The organism is Xenorhabdus indica, assembly GCF_014467235.1.
Taxonomy (GTDB): Bacteria; Pseudomonadota; Gammaproteobacteria; order Enterobacterales; family Enterobacteriaceae; genus Xenorhabdus; species Xenorhabdus indica.
Genome location: NZ_NKHP01000010.1, coordinates 29218 through 54100, shown reverse-complemented (window position 1 = coordinate 54100; position 24883 = coordinate 29218). Strand labels below are relative to the sequence as shown.

Below are 24883 nucleotides of genomic sequence, written 5' to 3'. Positions count from 1 at the left end.
TTTGATTAATATATGAAAGAAACACATACATTAAATCGTGATTTAAATCACATTTATGTGTGATAAATAATACAGTGAGTATAAAGCCGAAATGGAAATAATATTCGAAGAACAATCACAAAACGCGCTCCTCGCAGAGCGCCGTTGGATCATTTACAAGATTAAGTTAAGAAGCAATATGCCACACAGTCCAATTCCCCATGCGATGGTTGTCGGAATCGACCAGAAGATCACTTGATGCTTCACATCCTTAATACCCATCATCCGGTTAACTACCCAGAAAAAACAGTCATTAAAATAGCTGAAGAACAGTGTTCCCATCATTGCAGCCTGAGCAGCCACTAACATATTAATATCCGGTATCTGTTTAATAACAGGCGCTGAAATAGATGCTGCTGTGATCATTGCCACAGTACCAGAACCTTGAATGATGCGTATTAACGTCGCAATGATAAATGGGATCAAGACAGGAGTTATTGGCAGGCTGGCTATATATTGTGCCAGTATTGTGCCGGTTGAACCTTCATTTAATACAGCTCCCAGCGCTCCTCCTGCACCTGACACTAATAAAATAATACCCACAGTTTGTAACCCGGTTTCCAAATGTTCAATCACCTCTTGTTTACTGACATTTGGCATAAGCTTATAAACCGCCAGCAAGACACTGATTGCCAGAGCGATAATCGGTGATCCAAGAAAATTAAAAATCTGAAAATAAAAATGGTTTTCTTTGCCGATAAACAGAGCCGTTTTCAACAATAATCCATTCACAACATTAATGAAAATCAACACGATAGGCACAACAATAGGCAGAAGAGAAATAAATAAGCCTGGTAATGGCATGTTCGATTTCTCTTCCATATAGCTTTGATGAATGTGCCGCAGATTTTCTTCCGTTTCAACAAGCTGATATTCAGGATATTTAATCTCTAGCCATTTGGCATAGCAGGTAATACCGATAACGCATGGGATAGCCAGTATCATGCCCACCAGCATCACTTTACCTACGCTTACTCCGAATATTCCGGCCACACCAAGCGGCCCCGGTGTTGGTGGAACAATATGGTGAGTTACCACCAGCCCTCCGGCTAATGCTATTCCTAACGTCAATACATTTCGTTTGCCTTTCTTCGCCAATGCTTTCACCAGAGGATAGAGGATCACAAAAGCCGAATTAACAAATATAGGAATACTGACGATATAACCCGTGATTGCCAGCGCCCATTCTTCGCGCTTTTTACCTAACCATTTGATCAGGCTATAGGCAATTTGTTCAGTTGCACCAGAGGCTTCCAATATCCTCCCCATCATGCTTCCCAATCCGATCACAATACCAATACTACCCAATGTCGAGCCAAACCCTTTCGCGATAACTTCAACAACATTGCTCATGGTTAAACCGCCGGATATTCCTGCGATAACCGCAGCAATCAACATGGCAAGAAGTACATGAATACGAGTACGTAAGACCAGAAAAATCAGCGTAAATACCGCCACTCCCAATCCAATAATTGGAATGTAAAACTCCACCATAAAACCCCGTTTCAATATCTGTATTATTGGCGATAAATGTGCATGGTATGTCAGTCAAAGTTCTTGTTACAAGCTGTAACAAAACCTGTAGTCTCAATTAAAGTAATGAGGATTTATTTGGAATATACAGAATAAAGAAAAGCGCCCTTTACAGAGCGCATTACGATGACTTACATGACGAGATTAAGTAACAATACACCACACAGCCCAATTCCCCACGCAATTGTTGTCGGAATTGACCAGACAATCATCTGTTGTTTTGCATCTTTAATACCCATCATCCGGTTAACCATCCAGAATAAACTATCGTTGAAGTAGCCGAAGAATAGTGACCCCACCGTTGCAGCCAAAGCTGCTGCCAACATATTAATATCCGGTATCTGATTGATTATAGGTGCTGAAATGGAAGCTGCTGTAACCATAGCTACTGTGCCAGAACCTTGAATCAAACGCACCAATGTCGCAATGATGAATGGAATCAAAATTGGCGTTATCGGTAAGCTTGCAATAAGCCCCGCTAGTATAGTTCCTGTTCCACTTTCATGTAATACTGCTCCCAAAGCGCCACCAGCACCAGTAACCAACAGAATAATACCTGCCATCTTTAAGCCATTTTCCAGATGTTCAATTACCTCATGCTTATTAGCTTTGGGCATTAGCGTATAAATCGCCAATAATACACTAATTGCCAAGGCAATAATTGGCTCACCAAGAAAATCAAGAAAATCAAGAAATTGAAAATAGAAATAATTTTCCCTTCTAAGCAATAAATCAAATTCCAATAACAATCCATTAACTGATTTGATAAAAATCAGGAAGAGTGGTACAGCAATAGGCAATAGGGAAAGAAATAAACTTGGTAATGATTTATTGGATTTTTCTTCCATGTAGTTCTGATGAATTTTTTTTAAATTTTCCAAATTTACTTCTTCATCAACAAATTGGTATTCAGGATATTTAATTGCCAGCCATTTAGCATAAAAAGTGATTCCCATGACACATGGAATAGCCAGTATCATACCCCGCAGGGTGATACTCACACCCAAACCATCCTTGATAACCCATTTCATCCAATCTCTTGAACAACCAAAAGTAATTAATTTCACCAATATCGGGTTCATGACGTCCTGGTACTGAAGCAATCTGTATATGCCTAAATTTTCCCCACAAGCGCTCTATAGTTCGCAACAAATCTCCTTCCATAATCTGGCAATGGTAAAGATCCAACTGAATAAAAACATTTTTACGTCCAATAGCTTTTAACAACGTTTCAGCTTGTTGCTGTGTTGTCAAAAAATAGTCGGGTATATCACGAGTATTTATTGGTTCGATTAAGACATTAATACCATATTTATACATAACGTCCGCTGCATATTGGATATTTGTGATATAACATTCATACTGTTGTTCCAGCTTAGACCGCCCATCTAACTTACCAGCCATCGCATGAACTTGCTTACAATCCAACGCCAAAGCGTATTTCAAAGCTTCATGCGCCTCATCAGCAAACTCTTTTTCACGTCCAGGCAAACAAGCAACCCCTCTGTCACCGGCTTCCCAAATTCCCGCAGGCATATTAAACAAAACCTGTGTAAGTTGATATCTCTTCAATAATGCAGAGAGCTCTTCGGTTGATTCATAGTAAGGGAATAAATATTCCACACCTTTGAAGCCCGCATCCGATGCTTTTTCAAAACGCTCCATGAAAGGGACTTCATTAAACATCATACTCAAATTTGCTGCAAATTTAGCCATTATTGTTCCTACTCTTAGCAACAAGGTTACAACCTACTTCACTGACTATTTATCATCTCATCCATGAAATATCTCCTGAGCATGTTTAAAAAAATCTACCTCTCCAAAATTTCCTGATTTAAGTACCAGCCAACAATCGCTCTAATGGTCATGATTTCTCTCTGATAAAGTTATCTCCTTGGATATGTTCATCATGGCTCTACCTCTATTTTTTTATAGTTAATTATTAATATTCCTTTCGCTAGTACACTTCTGATGTTTCTTTTTATTTCTATTCTCTTGAGTTGAAAACAAATTATTAAATATAAATCAAAAAAATATTCGTATATTTATAATGACTATGCGATCCATCTTGCCATCGCTCTAGTTCTATAATCTCTATTTTTTATTTAGCTATTTATGAAGTTCCCTGGTGTTATGGCTATTTATTGCTCTTTTATATTCACATAGATAATTTCACAAAAAAACGATGGATATCACATTCAAGGTTTATTATTTACAAGAAAAAAAACACACAACAAATTGAATTTAAATATTTTTTAAACAACAAATATAAAAAAACATTTCACACACTCATGTGACTAGCATAAACAAAAATTCTCAATCATCTAATACTCTCCCCCCAAATAAGCTGAGCCGGGGGAAAAACCAACAAATTCAACATATGGTAGACTGGGTTGAAGGTCAGGAAGGGCCAGAGATTGGCAGAAAAAGTGAGTATCGATCCCGATGAAGCTTCGTCATTAATTTCACAACATTTGCCTAACCTGGTTGATGAGGTCACCCCAAATGGTGAAGTTCCAGAAAATTCGGATCTAAAGTCCGTAGGAATGGATTTGTTAAAAAATAAGTTCTTAAGTAAATAAACTCGCCCACCACACTTATTTAGTGTGGTGGGCAACATATTGTTCAAATTAATTTAGTTGCTTACTGAATCACGCAGACGTTTTGCCGCTTCAACCATGTTCGCCAGTGACTGACGGGTTTCTGTCCAACCCCTGGTTTTTAAACCACAATCCGGGTTAACCCATAAGCGTTCAACAGGAATGCGCTCGGCCGCTTTGCGCAATAAAGCTTCAATCCATTCAACACTCGGCACATTAGGTGAGTGAATATCATACACACCAGGCCCAATCTCATTCGGATATGAGAAATCTTCAAATGAATCCAGCAATTCCATATCTGAGCGGGAGGTTTCAATAGTAATGACATCTGCATCCAACGCTGCAATGGAAGGCATAATGTCATTAAACTCGCAATAACACATATGCGTATGGATCTGTGTATCATCTTTCGCCACTGCTGCACTCAGTTTAAAGGCATCCACCGCCCAATCCAGATATTCCTGCCACTCTTCTCTACGCAGCGGTAAGCCTTCACGTAATGCAGGTTCATCAATTTGAATAATGCCGATACCTGCTTTCTGCAAATCATCCACTTCATCACGCAAGGCCAGTGCAATCTGTTTAGCAATAGCTTCCCGGCTGATATCTTCCCTTGGGAATGACCAACAAAGAATAGTCACCGGCCCTGTTAACATGCCTTTTACTGGTTTGTCAGTCAGAGATTGTGCATATGTTGCCCAATCGACCGTAATCGCTTCTGGACGGCTGATATCTCCGATAATTACTGGTGGTTTTACACAACGGGAACCATAGCTTTGTACCCAACCATTTTGAGTAAAGACATAACCATCAAAATGTTCACCGAAATATTCCACCATGTCATTACGTTCAGCTTCACCATGCACCAGTACATCTAATCCCAATCGTTCCTGTTCATTGATCGCCTGCTTAATGTGCTCACTAATGTTGATGCGATAATGATTACCATCAACACGGCCTTTCTTGAAATCTAAACGTAAGCCACGGATCTCTGTTGTTTGTGGGAAAGAACCGATGGTTGTTGTCGGCCACAAAGGTAATTTGTACCGTTGGCGCTGAAGCTTAGCACGCTCCGAATAAACCTGATTGCGCTCGCTGTCTTGTGGCTGGATCTTAGCAAGACGTTCAGCCACAGCCGGGTTGTTCACTCTTGTGGAACTGCGACGGGCACGAATTGGAGCACTGTAACTATCCAATTTATTCAATTCAGTCTGTTTACTGGCTTCAGGTGCATTCAGTGCCTGAGACAATAGAGATAACTCGGTACATTTCTGTAGTGCAAAAGCAAACCAGCTTTTAACTTCTTCATCCAATCCGGTTTCATCATTCAAATCAATCGGACTGTGCAACAATGAACAAGAAGTACCAACCCAGATATCTCGTTTACCCACCAACGGTGCAATAAGTTCATATTTCGCACTCAAATCTGCCCGCCAGACATTGCGTCCATTAATGACCCCTAACGAAAGCAGCCATGATCCCGGTAAAGATCTTTCCAATTCATTGAGAGAGTCCCGCCCTGCCACCAAATCAACGTGCAAACCTTGTACCGGCAGTGCCTTAATGGTTTCCAGATTATGGCTGATGCTATCGAAATACGTTGTCAGCAATAACTTAACCTGTCCCTGAAGTGCTTGATAAGCTGTCGGGAAGGCTGCCAGCCAATCTTCGGGTAGTTCCAGCACCAACGCTGGTTCATCGATCTGTACCCATTCGATACCACGTTTTGCGAGTTCAGCCAGAATTTGCTGATATACCGGCAGAATATCCTCCAGCAGAGAGAGGCGATCAAAAGCTTTTCCTTTCACCTTTCCAAGCCATAAGTAAGTCACCGGACCCAACAAAACAGGTTTCACTTTATGCCCCAACGCTAATGCTTCATCAACTTCATCCAGTAATTGAGGCCATCCGAGCCTGAACTCCTGTCCCTGCTGAAATTCGGGCACAATATAATGATAATTAGTATTAAACCATTTGGTCATTTCTGATGCAGCAGCCGGAGTACCTGTTGGAGCCCGACCACGAGCAATACGGAATAGTGTATCTAAATCAATGTTTCCATCTTTATTTTGATGGCGAGGAGGTACATTCCCTAACAGCAAACTGGTCGTCAACACTTGGTCATACCAAGCAAAATCACCAACAGGAACGAAATCCACCCCTGCCTCTTTTTGCTGTTGCCAGTGACGTGCACGTAATTCACTTCCTGTTTCCAGCAATTCTTGTTGAGAAATTTTACCTGCCCAATAGTTTTCTTGTGCTTTTTTTAGCTCTCTTTTCAAGCCGATACGTGGAAAACCTAATGTATGATTCAAAACTGTCATGTCGTCACCCGCAAATTTTAGCCGTCTAGATGTTTACACTTCTATAATCAACAGGTAATGTATAAACCACAAGCGCAAATTATTCATAATCAACTTGAAGGTTTTTCATGATCGAGATAAAACACTTAAAAACACTGCAAGCATTAAATCACTGTGGTTCGTTGGCAGCAGCAGCAAATCATCTGCATCAAACACAATCGGCTCTTTCACACCAATTCAGTGAACTAGAGCATCGGCTAGGATATAAGCTTTTCATTCGTAAAAGTCAGCCCCTGAAACTGACTCATCAAGGTGAAGTACTGTTAAGATTGGCAGAACAAATTTTGCCTATGATCACGGCCTCCCTGCACGAGTGCAATGAGCCGCAAGAAACTAACTTGCGCATTGCCATTGAATGTCATAGCTGTATTCAGTGGCTCACTCCTGCACTTAAGCGTTTTAGGGAAAGCTGGCCGCAGGTCAATGTGGATTTTAAATCCGGGGTAACCTTTGATCCACAGCCGGCGCTGCAACAAAGAGAGCTGGATATTGTACTGACATCCGACATTATTTCAGACAGTAAACTGCACTATACGCCGTTGTTTGACTATGAAGTGAAACTGGTGGTTGCACCAGATCATCCATTGGCTAATCAGCGTGATATCCAGCCACAGGATCTCTCCCCCGAAACCTTGCTGATTTATCCGGTTCAACGGCAACGTTTTGATATCTGGAGACGTTTTCTTGAACCCGCAAATGTCACCCCAACCTTGAAAACCGTCGATAACACGCTATTACTCATTCAAATGGTGGCCGCCCGTTTAGGTATTGCAGCATTGCCTCACTGGGCGGTAGAAACATTCGAAAGGCAAGGATTAGTTGTCACTCAGACGTTGGGAGAAGGGCTATGGAGCCGATTGTACGCAGCCTGCCGTAAAGGGGAGCAACGCCAACCGGCTATTGATACATTTATTCGTTCTGCGCGTCAGCACGCCGTGGATAATTTGCCGTTTGTGAAGCGGGTCTCAATATCCAACGGTGATGCACCCAAAGCGACGCAACAATCAAGCTGCCTCCAATGGTAAAGCCCAACCAATTTGGATGCTGCTGCCAAATAACAAAATTGACCAATAACCCCGCCGGAACCAGCATATTATTCATAATCGCCAGTGTTCCGGCATCCACTTGGGTTGCACCATAATTCCACATAAAGTAGCCAATACCGGAAGCCCCTGCTCCTAACCAGATCAGAACCCCCCATTGTAATTGGGTTGTCGGTAGTTTCTGTGGATCACCAAACATTAACCAACCGATAATGGCAATGACACAAGCACCTAAATAGAACCACGAAAATGCGATTCTCTGTGGTATCGGATGCACTTCCATCAAACGCTTATAACCAACCTGACCAATGGCAAAGAAAATATTTGCCAATTGCACCAGCATTAAACCAATCCAGAAGGATTCACTTAACTGGTCATAACGAATAATCGCAGCTCCCGCTACAGCCAATAACGAGCTGAGCGCATAGCCCCAACGCAGCCGTTGACGCCCCATCAAATCATATATCAATGTGACATACAGCGGAGTCATGACCGTAAACAGCAAAAATTCCGCTACTGTCAAATAGTGGTAAGCATGAAATACAAACAAATACATCACACCTAACTGACAAGCTCCTACTGCCATATACAGCGCAATGACTTTCAGTGATAACCCACGCCAACGCAGAAAGGGTAAAAATACCAGAGCAGCTAACACGACCCTGACAAGAACAGAAAACCAGCTATCAACCTGACCGGCGAGATAAGCACCAATCAGGCTGAATGACGCAGCCCACAAAAGTGTTGTAATTGTTAATAGCCACATATTTTATTGAGATTTACCTACCAACAGCGCTTCAAGCAAATCAAGGTCATGCAGGAGCGACTGTAGCGTTTCATTACTAATCTTACGAGTTGCACGCAAGTGATATAGCTCCCCTCTCTCAGCCCGCAACGCTGTCAAGCGGAAACGCCGTTCCAAATCTTCAACCAACAAGCTGTGTTCACCTTCATCAGTCCCAGTAGTACGGCGTCGCAAATAACCAGTGACTCTGGAAGCGACTTCACTAATCACTTCAGCATCCAGTTTTTCTTCAGTGCTGGCAGACAGACGTTCTTCCATTTTATTCATACTGACAATCGCAACTTCAGCCATCGCTGCTTTCGCCATTCTGATTTCATTGAGATCAGACTGCTTGTCTCCCACTTTCATGCCTCTTAGCAATAATGGAAGAGCAATAACGCCAACAAACAGAGAGAACAGAATCACACCTGCGGCAATAAAGATCAACTGATAACGAGCAGGGAATGGATCGCCATCCGGCAGGAAAAGAGGTACGGATAAAGCACCAGCCAGAGTAATTGCCCCACGGACACCAGCAAACGAAGCCAGCCACAATTCACGGGTAGTGTAAGTCGAAAATTCCAGCGGTTTTTTCTTCATCAATACCTTGCTGGTATTTTTCATCAACCATAGCCAGCAGAATCGTAGCAGTAACAACGCCGCATAAATGATGCCTACCGCAGCGAACAACATCCAGGTTTCAACATGCGGATCAAGTTCCGCCTGGGCAACAGATGTCTCCCAAATCCCCGGCAACTGTAAGCCCAACATGATGAATACCAGACCGTTGAACACAAATGCCAACATTCCCCATACGTTATCAGCACGTAAACGCATATCCAAAGGCGCATTGCGGATCACTCCCGCCGTACTGATAGTCATACCCGCAGCAACTGCGGCCAGAATACCGGAGAAACCAATATGTTCAGCAATCATGTAAGAGGCAAATGGTAACAACATCATAAACATGATTTGAGTGGCAGGATCATCACCACTCCAGCGACTCATCAAACGCAGTGATTTACTGTACAACCAGGTGACAGCAATACCTGATGCCAAGCCGCCAATAGCCACTTTAAAAAATTCGAATGTTGCGCCCGTGACGGTAAATGCCATTGTCCCCATAGCAATTGCCACAGCAAATTTCAGAGCAACCAGACCGGAAGCATCATTCATCAATGCTTCACCTTCCAGTACACTCATCATATTTTTAGGAATTCCCCCTTTCCCAACAATCGAAGATAATGCAACTGCATCAGTTGGTGACAACACTGCGGCCAGAGCAAAAGCCGCAATAAGTGGAATACTCGGCAGTAACCAGTAAATCAAATAACCAATACCGACAACTGTCACCAGAACCAATACTAAAACCAGAATAACTATTTCACGCCCATGTTGAAAAAATTCTCTGGTCGGTGTTTTCCAACCATCAACAAATAATAGAGGAGGGATAAGTAAAACGAGGAATAATTCAGGATCGAAAGTAACGTGTAAACCAAAATGAGGCCAGGCCAGCAATGCCCCTATTGCTATTTGCACTATCGGCAAAGGGACACGAAATGGGATCACTTTAGTAAGAACACCAGAAACTGACACCACCAAAATCAAGATCAAGATAGTAAAGAATATTTCCATGTTACCCTTACAAATTGCCAAAAATCCGTCGGTGAAGAGATTGTGACTGTTTTTTTCTTGTAATAACAGCGCTAATAACCCCAAAAATTAAAGTTATTCTGGAAATTTAAAAAACAATCACATTGTGAATCAATGAACAGCAAGTCATTTGTCTATTTTATACTTATCTACGGAATTTTGTCGAAAATTTGACAGGTTTTAAAAATTATCCAATCTGGAAATATACGCGCAAACTTTAATCGTTTGCGCATAATTTTTTGAGCGCCCTTTTAATTAAAGGGCCCAATTGCCAGCATAGAATGCCACCAATGCAATAGCAATAATTACCGTACCGATATTCAGCTTACGCCATTCACCGGAGAAAACACGTCCAATAACCAAAGCACCAAATCCTAGCATAATACCTGTAACAATATTACAAGTCAGAACGATAAATACCGCGCACAGTAATCCTGACATTGCATCGACAAAATCATCAAAATTCAATTTGCGTACGTTACTCAACATCAGCAACCCGACATACATTAAAGCAGGCGCTGTCGCATATGAAGGAACCAGATATGATAATGGAGAAAGGAATAATATCAGCAGAAATAGGATACCAACAACCGCTGCGGTTAACCCTGTTTTTCCTCCTGCTGCGGTTCCTGCGGCAGATTCAATATAAACGGCAGCAGGAGAAGAGCCAATTGCTCCGGCGAAAATACTACTGACCGAATCGGCTGTCAGCGCCTTACCACCATTAATAATCTGCCCCCTTTTATCCAGCAGATTGGCCTGCCCTGCTACAGCCCTGATAGTACCTGTAGCATCGAATATTGCTGTCATCACCAGCGCAAGAACACTGGGTAATACAACAGGCTGTAAAGCTCCCATAATATCCATGCTAAACATCAAAGAAAGCCCGTCTTCCCCCAACGTTGGTAATTTAAAAAATCCTTGATATTTCACTGCGGGATCAAAAATCAATCCAATAATTGAAATAGCGATAATAACCAGCAAAATACCACCGGGGACTTTTTTCCTTTCCAGTCCAATAATCCCCGCTAACCCTAACAAAGTCATTATGACAGGGAAGGCTGTCAACGATCCAAAAGCAACCGGCAACCCCGGCTGGTGATTTTTAATCACCAGTCCAACGCCATTTGCTGCAATAAGCAGCAAAAATAATCCGATGCCGATACCTGTTCCATGCGCTATCCCCATTGGCATATTGCGTAATATCCAGGCGCGAATGCCGGTAACGGAAATGACGGTGAACAGACATCCCATCAGGAAAACAGCACCCAATGCGACAGGAATACTGACCTGCTGTCCTAATACCAGACTGAAAGCAGTAAAGGTCGTCAGTGAGATTGCGCAGCCAATTGCCATCGGTAAATTAACCCATAATCCCATCAATAATGAGCCAATCCCTGTAACCAGACATACAGCAATAAATACTGCGGTATGAGGAAATCCGGCCTGCCCAAGCATACCTGGCACAACAATAACGGAATAAACCATCGCCAAAAATGTTGTTAACCCCGCGAGAATTTCCTGACGTACCGAGCTTCCGCGTTCAGTTATCTTAAAATACTTATCAAGTTTGCATTGAGTTGGTGCCTGCGTGCCAGACATTGTTTATCCCCTGCCAGTATGTTGAACAGCTATCCGATTTTCCTCACCATTTCTTCCCCCTTCTTACCTGACGAAAACGATTACGTTATTTGATAACCTGAAAAACGCTGCAATTATTAATTCAGCCATTCCCACACGCAATCGTTTGGCTTTTGAGTTAAAAAAATGGTGAGATAATTTGAGGCAGAGGATTATCCGGTGAATCGGGGATGAGAATCAAGTCATAATCATGAATTTTGTTGCCAATCTCTATATGGCAGCCTTAAGGAAAAACAAGAAATCAGTGAATATTGATAATAAAAGTTTTTGCTTCACTCTATCGGTGAATAACGCATTTTGTCTACCAATCAACCAGTAAACCAAGTAAAATTATAGATACTTTCTGGATATGTCACACCACAAAAGACCATTCAATTCAATTAATAGGTTTTATAATGCATCAATCTGATGTTGCAGATCGTTCGCTTTTTTCACTGAGCTGGCCGATTTTCATCGATATTTTTCTTCATATGGCGACATTGCTAATCAATACATATATGGTCAGCCATATTTCTTCGGCTTATTTAGCTGCTATGGGGGTTGGTAATCATGTTTTTGATCTATTCATTACGATCTTTAATTTTATTAGTGTTGGTTGCAGCGTTGTAATTGCACAATATCTCGGCTCAGGAAAAAGAGATAAAGCCAGTCAGGCGATCCATATTTCCATCGCTTTTAATTTTGTGTTGGGTTTTAGTTGTGCTTTGGTGACGATTTTCTTCGGCTATAAAATCCTACACATCATGAATCTGCCAGAAAACCTGATGGAGGATGGATTTGCTTATCTGCACATTTTAGGTATCTGCCTGATACCAGAAGCAATTTCAATTATTCTGGCTGCCTGTCTGCGAGTTTATGGTAAATCAAAATCTGCCATGTATGTCACCCTGGTTGCCAATCTGTTGACAATTATCGGTAATATGATTGTCCTGTACGGATTCTTTGGCCTACCTAAATATGGGCTGGAAGGTGTAGCATGGTCTACAGTATTTGGTCGTACGGTTGCGGTTATTCTTCTCTGCGGATTATTATTTTATGGCTTAAGAATCAAACTGATCCCAAAGTTGCTGATATGCTGGTCAAAGAATATACTTGGCAAAATCCTGCATATCGGTTTACCAGCTGCCGGTGAAAACCTGGTGTGGATATTACAATATATGACCGCACAAGCTTTTATCGGTTTGATGGGTGAAACTTCTCTGGCTGCACAGACGCTGTATTTTCAATTATCACTGTTTATCATGTTGTTTGGTATCGCCACCAGTATCGGTAATGAAATTATGGTCGGCCATCTTGTCGGAGCAAAACGTTTTGAAGATGCTTATATCCGTGGGATAAAGAGTCTGAAAATCGGCGTTGTTGTCACAATTGGCGTCGTATTGTTTTTCTGGATTTTCCGGGAACCGCTCCTTGTCCTGATGACAGAAGATCAAAATATCATTGAGCTTCTGCTGCCTTTATTCCTGCTATCTGTCTTCCTGGAGCCGGGGCGTACTTTTAATATCGTCATGGTCAATGCCCTGCGTGCTTCCGGTGATGCCAGATTCCCGCTTTGTACTGCTCTGCTCTTCATGTGGGGTATTTCTATCCCTGTTGGCTATTTTCTGGGAATTACCATGGGGATGGGGATCCTGGGGATTTGGATTGGCTTTTTCTGCGATGAATGGATACGAGGTCTGGTAAACGCCTGGCGCTGGAAATCTAAGAAATGGCAAACCAAACGATTAGATGTTTAATCGTGTTTAACTGCAAAACATGGTTATAAAAATTAGTTATAAAAATGACAGTAAAAAAATGCCGCAGACAATAACTGCGGCATTTTTAAAATTATTCTAGTTTTTCTTTCCGATAATGTTTTGAACGCGGCCCATACAGCAGGTGGCCATAATGATATCCTCCCGCACTCAACAGACGATTGCTGGTGATGCCTGCAATATCGTGGCCTCTATCCATCACCGTATTTGCAATTTGCTCAATAGCCGCAGACACTAACATACCAATAATTCCACCACCGCCATTGTTACGATTTTCTGCGGTGGAAGCTGTTGCTACACCGCTCCACACTTGTTTACCAGTCCTTAGATCAACCAATCGAGCTTTTGCTGTCACGCGGGTATCACTGCTAATGATATGATATTGTGTACCATATTCTGTGACATCCAGATAAAGTGCTGCATCCGCGCCAAAAATATCATGTAATTTTTTATAGCTGATATTATGAATATCCTGCGCATCTGCTGCACCATTCTGCCGGAATGTCTCTTCGACAACCGCGACAGGAAAAACATAATATCCTGATTCCGCCAACGGATAAGTGACCTGAGAAACCACGCTGCCAGCCGCCTTGACATCCACGGACTTATTCACAGCAGGCAGAACCAGTATCGATTTAGGATCACTTTCCTTCAACGCACTATAATCGTAAGGTGTCTGCTTGGCACATCCTGTCAATACCAGCAATAATAAAGCGCTGACTGCACCCCAAAGATGGTTCATCATTTCACTCCCTTATTTTTATTCAGCAGAAAATCCATATACTGTGCGGATTCAGGAAATAATTTCTTTTCTATTTCAAACTGCTGAAAGGCTTCCTCAATATTGCCTGTTTTGCTATAGAGCAACCCCATTTGAGCGTGCAGCCCAGGAGGAACGGGTTTGTCTTTAGCTCTGGCTTGTTCAATGACTTTTTGCAATGCCTGGATCTGTTCTTGTGGTCCGGTCTTATCTTGTTGGTAATATTGGTAAACCGTTGGCTGGTAATCACCCCATTCATAAATGGTTTTAGGTGCATGCACACACCCGACCAATAATAGTATGCCCGGCAGCATCCCCATCTTTTTTATCAAAAACATTAAAAAATCTTCCCTATGTATTATTAGTTCACTGGCTTCCATGCGCCACTTTCAATACCAGACACAAGGTCATTGACAGCTTCACGGATAGCCAAATCCAACACCTTGCCATTCAGAGTAGAGTCATAACCGGATGCACCACCGAAACCAATAATTTCGCGGCTGGATAATTTATATTCCCCGGCTCCTGCTGAAGAAAAAACAACTTCAGACGTTTCAACATTCACAACATTCAACATCACTTTTGCATAAGCAATCTGTGATTTGCCACGCCCCAAAATACCCCATAACTGATGGTCACCGACTTCCTTGCGACCGAATTCAGTGACTGCACCAGTGATCACATAATTAGCTCCCTTCAGCTTCTGCGCTTTGCCTTGTAACCCGGCCTCTGTTTTCAATTCAGCCATGTTAGTACGCTCCAGCACATTAAAACGACCAGTTTGCTGTAAGTGTGTCACCAGAATAGTTTTTGATTGGTTACCCAAACGATCGATACCATCAGAGAAAATGCCATTTTGGTAGCTTGAACGATTTTCAAATTTACCTACCGCAATAGGGCTACGAATTCCTTTGTAAGTGGTGTTATATGAAGAAACTTTTTGCACCTGAAGAGTCGATGACGACTCCGTCGCACATCCGCTCAACATGAATGAAGCGAAACAAAGTGAAGCTAAAGTGAGTTTATTTTTCATTATTAGGTCTTCCTGAGAGTTTTTTTGGTTATCCCATCGTCTTATAAGTTTTATTATAGGGAAAGTCTATGTAAATACAACACCACCATATCATCCGTGTGTTCTGTTACTATAGTTAAACACCCATTACCTATACTTCCGATAATCCATTTAATTACAACCATATTCCGTCTGTTAAGATATGAAAGGTAATCCACTTCCCTTATTTAGGGTTAGAATAATAGATATTCTAATATTATTTTAGAATGCAAATTTCGATATTAAAACCCAACCAACAAAAAAGATAACAATAATACCATATAACTTTAAATATTATATATAAGCAGGCAATCTGTAAATTAAAATAATAAAAGAGATTATAATTTAAATGACAATACAGAAACACCATATCACCATTTCCGGCTCATCCCATATAAAGTTTATCCTGTTCTGCCAAACCTTTCTCAAGAGCATCTGTATACCAAAAGGAATTAAAGCAGTAATAATATGCCCTGCTTTCCTGCCACTCTGATGTAATTTATCGGCATCATTAACTGTTTATCTAAAAACCATCCTACATATTAGGTGAATCTAAGCGTAATGAATTAGCCTGTATTTATTAAAATATAAAATAAAAAAGATATAATTAAATCATTATTTATAATCATGTATTAAACTATTTTTATCCAATAGACTATTTACAAATTTATAGTTATAAATTAATTAAACTCAAGAAAAATATACAAATGAATAAATACACTATATGACCATACAGATGGCCATTAAAACGGATTGCTTTTTATCCATTCCTGACAATAACCACAAGAAAAAACTAGATTAATATTCTAAATTACATCATAATGTAAACAATAAAAAGGATTTAATACTGACAGGGTGTTTTGAGCAAGTATGAGTGTAGTGAATCACATCGCTTTTCTCTCCAATTGTTTCAATATTACGAACAACCACAACGCCCTGGCATAAAGAGAGAATAACAAATCTCAATTTTTTCTTTATGTAAAATAATTCTCTAAAAAGTCATATTAAACGGAGTCTTTAGGAAAATTTTCCTCATAAAATTCTTTAATATCAATACCCGACAATTCATTTTTTGAACAAATTTTATAAAAAAAATCGTTCTTTGGTGTTTATGTGATACGTTTTTCTCTGTGCTTATTCAACACCTATTACAGCACCAAAGATGTAAGCGAGAGCTATTATGAAAACAGCAACAAAAAGTAATGATGTCATGTCCCACGTTTCTTTGGCTGCTAAACGAGCTAATATGACGGAAGCAGAATGGAAACAAGCCATAAAATTTGATGGCATAGACATGGGATGGGTCATCATGAGTATCGGCATGGCAATCGGTGCTGGTATTGTTTTCCTTCCGGTACAAGTCGGTTTAATGGGATTATGGGTCTTCCTGCTCTCTTCGGTTATTGGCTATCCTGCCATGTATCTTTTTCAACGCCTATTCATCAATACACTTGCTGAATCACCTGAATGTAAGGATTACCCTAGCGTAATCAGCGGCTATCTCGGTAAAAATTGGGGCGTTTTTTTAGGTGTGCTCTACTTTATTATGCTGGTGATCTGGATGTTTGTTTACTCCACTGCGATTACCAACGATAGTGCCTCATATCTGCAAACCTTTGGTATTACTGACGAATTATTATCCGAAAACCCTTTTTATGGTTTAGCCTTGATCTGTATTCTGGTGATGATCTCATCCCGCAGTGAACGATTATTATTTAAACTGTCCAGTCTGATGGTGCTGATAAAACTATTTGTTGTTGCTGCATTGGGGTTTTCCATGATCGGCATGTGGCATCTGTGCAATATCGGCGCATTACCTCCTTTCTCCATGCTGATAAAAAAAGCTATTATCACTCTCCCTTTTACACTCACATCCATCTTGTTTATCCAGACACTAAGCCCGATGGTTATTTCTTATCGCAATCATGAAAAAAATCGTGAAGTTGCCCGTTATAAGGCACTGCGGGCTATGAATGTCGCCTTTGGTATTCTGTTCTGTACAGTATTTTTCTATGCTGTTTCTTTTACGCTGGCAATGGGACATGACGAGGCGGTCAAAGCTTATGAACAGAATATTTCGGCGCTAGCGATTGCTGCACAATTTTTCCCCGGAGGTTGGGTCATTTTAGTCAGTGTTATGCTCAATGTCTTCGCTGTCATGACTGCTTTCTTTGGTGTCTACCTCGGTTTTCGAGAAGCCAGTCAGGGAATAGCCATGAATATTCTCAGCCGCTTAATACCAACAGCAAAAATCAATGAAAAATGGGTGCAAAAAGGCATCATTGCATTCGCTATTTTATTAGCATGGGGAGCGATTATTCTGAATGTACCGGTTTTAAGTTTCACATCTATCTGTAGTCCGATATTTGGTATTGTCGGCTGCCTTATTCCTGCTTATCTGGTTTACAAAGTTCCCAACCTCTATCATCACAAAGGAGTATCACTAATCTTGATTATCTTCACAGGGATCTTGCTATGTATCTCTCCTTTTCTGGCCTTTTCCTGATGAGATAAAAACCAGCCGCGAGATGGCTTATCATTAAGATTTACTTACGCTACAGACTTTTCTATTGCGGAAGGTCTGTAAGTGCTCAAAGCACCTCCCAAAAGCACATAGTGCAATCAATAATTATAGAAATGATGAAATATTTATTAATTAATCATAATTAATATTTATTTAATAAATCATTACAGCTCAAATAAAAATAGGAAGCGTTACATTTAATTATAATTAGTAAGAGAATAGTATCATTTTAAATGATAACATAAATTTACAATTTACTTATTCATGTTAATTATTCATGTTAATTCGGTTATTTTAAATACTGTCACATCTCCATTAATTTACACTAAAGAAGTCTACTAATTTTAAATCACTTCAATATTCAAAATAAAATCCTGCATATACAAAAAATTCAAAATTTATATCTGAATGATAATGAACACAACTCTTTAAGTCGATATTTTGCATACAAAAAAGTACATATTTCACTCTAATTAGATAAATCATTTACTTTTTCCAGTAAATGCAGTAAAAAGACGAAATCATTACACCATAAAAGGACAATATAAGAATAAAAAACTAAAAATAAAATTCAGCCAGATGTTTAGTAGCAAAATTTAATCAATCAGTATTCCTTGTGGAATTCTTTCTATGATTAGCCCATTCTATTCACGAGGGTTACATAACAAATATTTACACTATTTAAATAAATATTTTCATTAAAACAATGATGAGCAGAAGCAGCAAATTTTTTCATTTCCTGTTTTCTAATTATATTAACCTGGTATTTATCCAATTATGTTCAAAAGCTCTGGTAGCTTGTTGTATTCGATTAGTTTAAATAGCTCCGTTATTTACAGCTAATCTATCTGATGTAATAGGAATGATAATTTCATGAAGCAACGCAAATTTTTAACCCGATATGAAATAGATGCAATTTTGGCAGAAACAAGACAAGGACGTCATGCTGAACGAGATTATTGCATGCTATTGATGTGTTTTATTCATGGGTTTAGAGTCAGTGAGCTGTGTAATTTATGTTTATCTGATCTCGATTTAAATTCAGCAATTATTCATATAAGACGTTTAAAAGGTGGTCTATCAACAACACATCCTTTGATCCCAGAAGAAATTGAAGCGCTCAAAAGATGGCTGGATGTACGTCAAAAATGGCGGGAAGCTGATTCACCATGGGTATTTCTTTCCCAAAAATCGGGGGCTGTTTCACGACAACAAGTTTATGGGCTACTGAAACGTTATGGAAAAAAGGCCGCAGTCAGCGTTTCTCCGCATCCCCATATGTTGAGGCACGCCTGTGGCTATGCACTTGCAGATCTCGGGCGCGATACTCGTTTAATTCAAGATTATCTTGGACATCGCAACATTTCACATACCGTGATTTATACAGCCAGTAATGTAAAACGCTTTTCCAAAATTTGGGAGACACACTCTAAATAAATTTTTATTTATTTTTCTTGTTTTCACTAACATAACCTGTTATCGCAACAATCTCCACTGCTCCTCTTGTGGAGATTGCAAGTAAACAGAATAGACAACTTCGTTGTAACGTAAATATGATTTTTGACGTATGATAAGTTCTATTTATATTTATTGTTTTATGTTTGTTAAATTACTACTTTATTTCTTTTATAAAAACTTAAGTTCCAGGATTCACATATATAATATATATTTGTATTTAAATATGATCAGCAAATTTATGCCAATATCCAATAGAGTTCAAATCAAATTGAGATGGCACTTTCAGGCACATCGCTGAGCGTATCACTAAGGTGAATGAGTTAAGCCAACAAAGAGGTAACTTAAAAAATGAAGGGAATTTCCCTTCATTTTTTAAGTTAAATAAAAAGCCCGTATCTCAATTTGGCTATCCAGTTAAACATAAGACAGGTATCAACTATAATTGTGCAAATTTTTCCCTGATTTTCTGCTCTGGTAGATCCATTCCAATAAAAACCAATACACTATGCCGCTGTTCATCGTCGCACCATTCGCGATCCCAATCTGCACTATATAGACGTTGGACTCCCTGAAACAACAACCTACGTGGCTCTCCTTGAATGGCAAGGATACCTTTATAACGCAGTAAACTGTCCGCAAAACTCAATAACAACTCTTCCATCAGATTTGAAATTTCATTAAATTCAATAGGATGATTCAGGTTAACAACGACAGATTGGATACTGTTTTGCTGCCCAGGCACAAAGCGAAAAATCGGCACTGAAACAGTCAATTTATCATTCAGCATGAAACCTTCCAGCTCAAATAATAAACTTAAGTCAGCCTCGCCATGTACTACTTTATGAATTGGCGCTCTGGCATTAATTCTCTGTAACCGTTCAGTCAGTACATCATTTTCTGAAGCAACATCCGTTTTCGTTAATAAAATTTTATCGGCATATCCAACCTGTGCCTGAGCAAGGGAAAAACGATCCAGTTGTTGTTCAGCATGCACTGCATCCACTAATGTAATAATGCCATCCAGTAAAAAACGCTGGCACAAAATTTCGTGGGAAAAAAACGTTTGAATAATTGGGCCAGGATCAGCCATCCCTGTACATTCGATAATCAGCCGATCAAAAATGAACTCACCTTTATCAAGACCATCCAATAAATCCAGTAAAGCATCTTCCAGCTCATTTGAGCGGCTGCAACAAATACAACCATTGCTTAATGTCTTAATCTGAGTTGCTCTACCTCCAATCAATTCATGATCAATAGGTACTTCACCAAACTCATTTTCAATCACAGCAATTTTATAGCCATGTTCAGTATTAAGAATATGCTGCAATAATGTTGTCTTACCTGATCCCAAAAAGCCCGTTAGGATCGTGACGGATATAGGCTTCATTTTCGTTTCCTGCTTCATTATAATAATTTTTCTCCTATTTATTTGAAATCATTAAAAAAAATAATTTTCTGAATTATTTTCAAAGTTTTTCAGAGAAAAAAACATTGGATCATCTTAGATGAGTATACTTTAAGAAGAATTTGGCAACAATATTGATAGCTTTCATCGATAATATCTCTTTCATGATTATTTATTGGCTGATGTGCTACATAGTAAAATATTCCATGATATACCTATTATCTTTAAAACTACAGCTTTGTTGTCTGTATCTTAAAATTTATAGTATGTAATTTTATTATTCTAATTTATTTTTTATAAAAAAAACAAAATATTATTATCTAAGCGAAAAATTCCAACCATAATTAAATAAAGAAATAATCACATACAATTTAAACAATAAGATTAATCCAGTTACCTTAGCATTTATAAAAATGCATATTATGTTAACGAGTATAGAATAATCATATCCATCACATTTTAAGTTACAATTTTTATACTCTCGTTCATAACAGGAGGTAATCTAAGATACATTATACAAATTATTCTCCATTAATAAAAAAATCTAAAAAAGCTATTAAACCTCACAATTTGGTATTAAAAAATGATTCCGGGGAAATACTATTTATCTTAATTAAGAGAGAATATCCTATGAAAAAAGAAAAAAGAATTGAGATGGGTCAGATTCCTCATAGTGTTGATATTCAAGAAGGATTATCAATTGATATAGCAATTATCGGTGCTGGTGTATCTGGCTTATATGCTGGATATCGCCTGTTAACCGGCCAATATTCAGACAATTCTCATTCCCCGTCCACCGCTCATGTATTTGATTTAAATAACCTTGTTGGAGGAAGATTACTCTCAGTTAACTTACCCGGTACAGATATCATCGGTGAATTAGGTGGCATGCGCTACCTCTCTTCACAAAAAATTACAGCATCCCTAATTGAAGATGTTTTTAAATTAAATTATGAACTATTTCCAGGGAGTGATGCACCAAATAATTTTTTCTATTTACGAGGGCAACGTTTCAGAGCTGATGCATGGTCTAAAATGCAAAATAAGGATAAGTTTTTAAAAACTCGTTACTTCCTGGACGATAATAGTAAAGGTTATAGTGCTTCTCAATTATTTAATAAAATTATATATGGTGTTTTAGTTGCAGATCCTTGGTTCAGGGAAAATTATAGTGATCTTATTGAAAAAACAAATAAACATGACTACAAATTTAAAATAAGCCTGCGCCAATGGGATATTATTAAAAAGAATATAACTTATCTCAAAAAAGGAAGTCCGTATCACGAAATGAAAGTCAAAGACATTGGATTTTGGAATTTAATTAAAGATCAGGTCGGACAAGAAGGCTACAATTTTTTATCTGATGCCGGAGGATATTATTCAAATACGATTAATTGGAATGCTGCTGAATCCATGTCTTACATGGTAGGAGATTTCACTCAAGCTAATACAGAATATCGAACCATTAAAAATGGATATGATCAATTAGCTTATGCTTTAGCAAAAACTTATACAAACCAAAATGGTGCTAAACTTTGGCTAAAGAATACCTTAGTCACTTTTAAACATAATAATAAAGGGAGCCGCCGTTATTCATTAAAATTTAGGAATGAAAATAGTCAAACTTATTGGACAGTAAACGCTGATACTATTATCCTGGCAATGCCAAAGCGCTCTCTTAATCTCTTAGATCAACAAAACTTCTTCTTTGATAAAAAATTATCCAAAGAATTACATAAAAATATTGACGCCGTTATTTCCGAACCGTCACTAAAATTATTAATGGGATTCGAATATCCTTGGTGGACTAAACAGTTTAAAACTAAATCAGGAGCATCAATCACTGATTTACCTATTCGACAATGTTACTATTTTGGTACGGATAAAAAAAATTCTCATTCATTATTTTTATCCAGCTATAACGATATGAGAACAGTCACGTTCTGGAAAGCGCTAATGCGAATAAAAGATAAAAAGTTTATCTATGAACCTCGTGAGACCACTATAGTTTCAGAAGAGAAATTTAAAGCGTTTCCCCTGCCCGGTGATCCCGTTCCTAAACACTTAGTTGGAGAAGCAATGCTTCAAGTTAAGGAATTACATGGTATAGATATTCCATCACCTTATATCGCGAGGATCAAAGATTGGTCTCAAGATCCATACGGAGGCGGATATCATGCCTGGCAAGTTGGTGTATCAGTGGAAGAAGTTATGCCTTTTATGAGGCACCCAATAAAAAATGAATCTGTACATATTATAGGAGAAGCATACTCAGGAGATCAGGGTTGGACTGAAGGCGCATTTTGTGTAGCGGAGCGGTTACTACAAGAAACTTTTTATCTGGATTGGCCAGAATGGTTAGATAAAGAATATTATTTAGGAAGATAATTACTCTATATACTCAATATATTTTCAAATGGAAGAGATACTCCTATCAATAAAAGTAGTCCGTCATCATTCATAATTAATGATGTACTTATTCATAGAAAATCGCATTATGGATGATAGTGTTTGTTTTTAGCGTGCAGTCTATGTCTGGTTTTATGATTGGTAAGAGTAAAAATTTAACAATGATTAAAATTGGAGAATATGGATGAATCGATATGATTTTACGAAATCAGCAGCACTATTAACAGCAGCAATGAATGTTTCTGCTTTAGATAAAGATGAACAAGAAGCCACAGTAAATAAAAGCAGATACATTAATAATAAAAAATATGACATTTGTGTTGTAGGAGGAGGAATTATTGGGCTATGTACAGCTTATTATGCAGCTAAAGCCAAGAAAAATGTTTTACTTATAGAGAGAAATACGTTAGGTACACAAGATTCAAGCTCTGCCGGGCATGTCAGAATGTGGAGAACAGTTTATGATGATCTTGAACATGCCACATTATCCTTTAGTGCAGGGAAACTTTATCATGAGTTAGAAGAAGAACTAAATTCTAAGTTCATATATATGAACGGATTACTCAACTTTGGTGTAGCAACAGGTGATACTCCACAGGGCACTCTGTTCGGGCCAATAAAGGTCTTAAAGAAACTCAATAAGAAGTATGAAATTTTAACAAAAAAAGAATTAGAGACAAAATATCCATTCAAAAATCTACCGGAAAATTACATGGGGTTGTATAGCCCGGATAATGCTACTATAGATGTCAAACATATTATAAGGAAACTGGGGCAGTATTTAAAAGAATCAGATAATGTTACCGTCCTTGAATATACTGAAGTGAATGAGATCTCTAGCCGTCATGATGGTGTCACTATTATGACAGCTAATGGTAACTATAAAGCCGATAAAATAGCTATTACTTCTAATGCTTTTACTAATAAACTATTACCTCAATCACTGGGAATAAAAATAAATTATATCATTTGGGATATGTGTTTCTCATACTATAAATTAACAGGAGAAATCCCGGAAAGAAACTATCCAATGTTCTTCCAATTTGAGAATCCTAAAAATGGTTACAGTAATCTTTTCTATGGTTTTCCCAGTTATGAATTTGCACGAAAAGGTTTTATCCGGCTTGCCGTAGATTGGGCTTCACATAAATTTTATGATGTGGATGACAGAATTTTTGCACCGAAGGAGTTAGATATTGATATAACTAGAGATTTTGTCATCAATTATATGAGAGGAGTTGATACCACGCCTATTGATATGGCAAGAGCATTACATGCAGATCTCCCTGATAATACAGCAGTATTAGATTTTATGCCTAAGCAATATGATCAATACCAAAATATCATCTTATCATTAGGTGGTTGGACATTTAAATTTGCGCCATTATTTGGAAAAGCATGTGCTGATCTTGCATTGAGTGGAAAAGCGGAGTTCGATAACCATACATTTAGAATAAACAGGAAAAATATTATCCAACCGATTTAAAAACCAGATTTATTTAACTTAAAATCGTAGGTCACAGTATTCGAAGAATAAGATTAAGCCAGCAAAACAATTTTGCTGGCTTTTTGCATTGTGTCAAATTGCACTTCCATTTAGTAGGCTAGCAACAACGCATACCACCCTTACCATCACCGCCATAACGTGCATTCTGGCGTTCACGGAAAAATTCTTCATAAGTCATATAAGGCTGATCAGGATGATTATCCTTCATATGCTGTACATAAGTGTCATAGTCAGGAACTCCCACCAGCATACGAGCAGCTTGCCCTAAATATTTTCCGGCTCGCCCAAGATTACCAAACATAATGTTCTCCAATCGCTGTTCCCAAAAGCTATTTCTTTCCAAAGTTATTCCTTAA

At 38.9% G+C, this 24883-nt stretch carries 18 protein-coding genes and 1 pseudogene; 7 read left to right on the top strand and 12 right to left on the bottom strand.

Translation table 11 applies throughout. The features are described from left to right. Positions 1-153: 153 nt before the first annotated feature. The 3 genes and pseudogenes from Xind_RS09600 to otnI all read right to left on the bottom strand — a co-directional run bounded on the left by Xind_RS09600 (position 154) and on the right by otnI (position 3288). Positions 154-1533, bottom strand: coding sequence for a GntP family permease (locus Xind_RS09600; RefSeq protein WP_047680584.1), 1380 nt, complete (start codon positions 1531-1533; stop codon positions 154-156). 170 nt (positions 1534-1703) lie between these two features. Then, positions 1704-2570 (bottom strand): annotated as a pseudogene (locus Xind_RS09595) (GntP family permease); the annotation flags it as partial. Further along, positions 2506-3288, bottom strand: coding sequence for a 2-oxo-tetronate isomerase (gene otnI, locus Xind_RS09590; protein ID WP_047680589.1), 783 nt, complete (start codon positions 3286-3288; stop codon positions 2506-2508). The pseudogene Xind_RS09595 and the gene otnI, both read right to left, overlap by 65 nt. A gap of 701 nt (positions 3289-3989) precedes the next feature. Between otnI and Xind_RS09585 the strand changes: the two genes are divergently transcribed. Next, a complete protein-coding gene (locus Xind_RS09585) occupies positions 3990-4154 on the top strand; it encodes a YidB family protein (RefSeq protein ID WP_231571380.1) in 165 nt (54 codons plus the stop codon). A 53-nt stretch (positions 4155-4207) separates the two neighbouring features. Here the strand turns inward: Xind_RS09585 and metE are convergent, their stop codons facing one another. Beyond that, complete coding sequence (gene metE / locus Xind_RS09580; RefSeq protein WP_047680592.1) at positions 4208-6496, bottom strand: 5-methyltetrahydropteroyltriglutamate--homocysteine S-methyltransferase; 2289 nt, start codon at positions 6494-6496, stop codon at positions 4208-4210. A gap of 107 nt (positions 6497-6603) precedes the next feature. Between metE and metR the strand changes: the two genes are divergently transcribed. Beyond that, positions 6604-7560 carry an HTH-type transcriptional regulator MetR gene (gene metR, locus Xind_RS09575; protein WP_187649941.1) on the top strand — a complete coding sequence of 319 codons (957 nt, stop codon included), beginning with the start codon at positions 6604-6606 and terminating at the stop codon, positions 7558-7560. On the opposite strand, the gene Xind_RS09570 is transcribed toward metR, so the two are convergent. The 3 genes from Xind_RS09570 to Xind_RS09560 form a co-directional block, all read right to left on the bottom strand. After that, on the bottom strand, positions 7445-8344 hold the full coding sequence (locus Xind_RS09570) for a carboxylate/amino acid/amine transporter (protein ID WP_047680595.1): 900 nt from the start codon (positions 8342-8344) through the stop codon (positions 7445-7447). The genes metR and Xind_RS09570 overlap by 116 nt on opposite strands. A gap of 3 nt (positions 8345-8347) precedes the next feature. Continuing rightward, entirely contained in the window at positions 8348-9997 is a 1650-nt protein-coding gene (locus tag Xind_RS09565) for a Na+/H+ antiporter (RefSeq protein WP_187649940.1), read from the bottom strand. Between the two features lie 273 nt (positions 9998-10270). Next, positions 10271-11617, bottom strand: coding sequence for an NCS2 family permease (locus tag Xind_RS09560; RefSeq protein WP_047680600.1), 1347 nt, complete (start codon positions 11615-11617; stop codon positions 10271-10273). A gap of 434 nt (positions 11618-12051) precedes the next feature. On the opposite strand from Xind_RS09560, the gene Xind_RS09555 reads away from it, so the two are divergent. Continuing rightward, positions 12052-13392, top strand: a complete 1341-nt coding sequence (locus Xind_RS09555) for an MATE family efflux transporter (RefSeq protein WP_047680603.1) — start codon at positions 12052-12054, stop codon at positions 13390-13392. Positions 13393-13483: 91 nt separating this feature from the next. Here Xind_RS09555 and Xind_RS09550 read toward each other — a convergent pair whose 3' ends face one another. Genes Xind_RS09550 through Xind_RS09540 form a run of 3 tightly spaced genes read right to left on the bottom strand, consistent with a single transcriptional unit; the run spans position 13484 to position 15203 of the window. Continuing rightward, complete coding sequence (locus Xind_RS09550; protein ID WP_047680625.1) at positions 13484-14152, bottom strand: DUF799 domain-containing protein; 669 nt, start codon at positions 14150-14152, stop codon at positions 13484-13486. Next, a complete protein-coding gene (locus Xind_RS09545) occupies positions 14152-14508 on the bottom strand; it encodes a DUF4810 domain-containing protein (protein WP_047680606.1) in 357 nt (118 codons plus the stop codon). The genes Xind_RS09550 and Xind_RS09545 overlap by 1 nt, the downstream gene beginning before the upstream one ends. A gap of 23 nt (positions 14509-14531) precedes the next feature. Continuing rightward, positions 14532-15203 (bottom strand): CsgG/HfaB family protein, encoded by a 672-nt coding sequence (locus Xind_RS09540; protein ID WP_047680608.1) that lies wholly within the window; start codon positions 15201-15203, stop codon positions 14532-14534. A 1198-nt stretch (positions 15204-16401) separates the two neighbouring features. Here Xind_RS09540 and Xind_RS09535 point away from each other — a divergent pair. Continuing rightward, positions 16402-17727: an SLC5/6 family protein gene (locus tag Xind_RS09535; protein WP_047680611.1), complete on the top strand. Its 1326-nt coding sequence runs from the start codon at positions 16402-16404 to the stop codon at positions 17725-17727. A gap of 891 nt (positions 17728-18618) precedes the next feature. Further along, positions 18619-19182, top strand: coding sequence for a tyrosine-type DNA invertase (locus tag Xind_RS09530; RefSeq protein ID WP_047680614.1), 564 nt, complete (start codon positions 18619-18621; stop codon positions 19180-19182). A gap of 457 nt (positions 19183-19639) precedes the next feature. On the opposite strand, the gene yjiA is transcribed toward Xind_RS09530, so the two are convergent. Further along, the gene (gene yjiA, locus Xind_RS09525) at positions 19640-20593 is read right to left on the bottom strand and encodes a GTPase (RefSeq protein WP_187649939.1); all 954 of its coding nucleotides are present in this window, start codon (positions 20591-20593) and stop codon (positions 19640-19642) included. 648 nt (positions 20594-21241) lie between these two features. Here yjiA and Xind_RS09520 point away from each other — a divergent pair. After that, positions 21242-22999 (top strand): flavin monoamine oxidase family protein, encoded by a 1758-nt coding sequence (locus Xind_RS09520; RefSeq protein WP_197056345.1) that lies wholly within the window; start codon positions 21242-21244, stop codon positions 22997-22999. 205 nt (positions 23000-23204) lie between these two features. Further along, a complete protein-coding gene (locus Xind_RS09515; RefSeq protein WP_187649938.1) occupies positions 23205-24506 on the top strand; it encodes an FAD-dependent oxidoreductase in 1302 nt (433 codons plus the stop codon). Positions 24507-24624: 118 nt separating this feature from the next. Here the strand turns inward: Xind_RS09515 and Xind_RS09510 are convergent, their stop codons facing one another. Next, positions 24625-24828, bottom strand: coding sequence for a YbdD/YjiX family protein (locus Xind_RS09510; RefSeq protein ID WP_047678653.1), 204 nt, complete (start codon positions 24826-24828; stop codon positions 24625-24627). Between the last annotated feature and the right edge of the window lie 55 nt (positions 24829-24883).

Excerpts from the sequence above, each read along its gene's own strand:
- metR (WP_187649941.1), top strand. The coding sequence starts at position 6,604 with ATGATCGAGATAAAACACTTAAAAACACTGCAAGCATTAAATCACTGT.
- Xind_RS09570 (WP_047680595.1), bottom strand. The coding sequence starts at position 8,344 with ATGTGGCTATTAACAATTACAACACTTTTGTGGGCTGCGTCATTCAGC.
- Xind_RS09565 (WP_187649940.1), bottom strand. The coding sequence starts at position 9,997 with ATGGAAATATTCTTTACTATCTTGATCTTGATTTTGGTGGTGTCAGTT.
- Xind_RS09545 (WP_047680606.1), bottom strand. The coding sequence starts at position 14,508 with ATGTTTTTGATAAAAAAGATGGGGATGCTGCCGGGCATACTATTATTG.
- Xind_RS09550 (WP_047680625.1), bottom strand. The coding sequence starts at position 14,152 with ATGAACCATCTTTGGGGTGCAGTCAGCGCTTTATTATTGCTGGTATTG.
- otnI (WP_047680589.1), bottom strand. The coding sequence starts at position 3,288 with ATGGCTAAATTTGCAGCAAATTTGAGTATGATGTTTAATGAAGTCCCT.
- Xind_RS09600 (WP_047680584.1), bottom strand. The coding sequence starts at position 1,533 with ATGGTGGAGTTTTACATTCCAATTATTGGATTGGGAGTGGCGGTATTT.
- Xind_RS09535 (WP_047680611.1), top strand. The coding sequence starts at position 16,402 with ATGAAAACAGCAACAAAAAGTAATGATGTCATGTCCCACGTTTCTTTG.
- Xind_RS09560 (WP_047680600.1), bottom strand. The coding sequence starts at position 11,617 with ATGTCTGGCACGCAGGCACCAACTCAATGCAAACTTGATAAGTATTTT.
- Xind_RS09510 (WP_047678653.1), bottom strand. The coding sequence starts at position 24,828 with ATGTTTGGTAATCTTGGGCGAGCCGGAAAATATTTAGGGCAAGCTGCT.
- Xind_RS09530 (WP_047680614.1), top strand. The coding sequence starts at position 18,619 with ATGAAGCAACGCAAATTTTTAACCCGATATGAAATAGATGCAATTTTG.
- yjiA (WP_187649939.1), bottom strand. The coding sequence starts at position 20,593 with ATGAAGCCTATATCCGTCACGATCCTAACGGGCTTTTTGGGATCAGGT.
- metE (WP_047680592.1), bottom strand. The coding sequence starts at position 6,496 with ATGACAGTTTTGAATCATACATTAGGTTTTCCACGTATCGGCTTGAAA.
- Xind_RS09515 (WP_187649938.1), top strand. The coding sequence starts at position 23,205 with ATGAATCGATATGATTTTACGAAATCAGCAGCACTATTAACAGCAGCA.
- Xind_RS09555 (WP_047680603.1), top strand. The coding sequence starts at position 12,052 with ATGCATCAATCTGATGTTGCAGATCGTTCGCTTTTTTCACTGAGCTGG.
- Xind_RS09540 (WP_047680608.1), bottom strand. The coding sequence starts at position 15,203 with ATGAAAAATAAACTCACTTTAGCTTCACTTTGTTTCGCTTCATTCATG.
- Xind_RS09520 (WP_197056345.1), top strand. The coding sequence starts at position 21,242 with ATGAAAAAAGAAAAAAGAATTGAGATGGGTCAGATTCCTCATAGTGTT.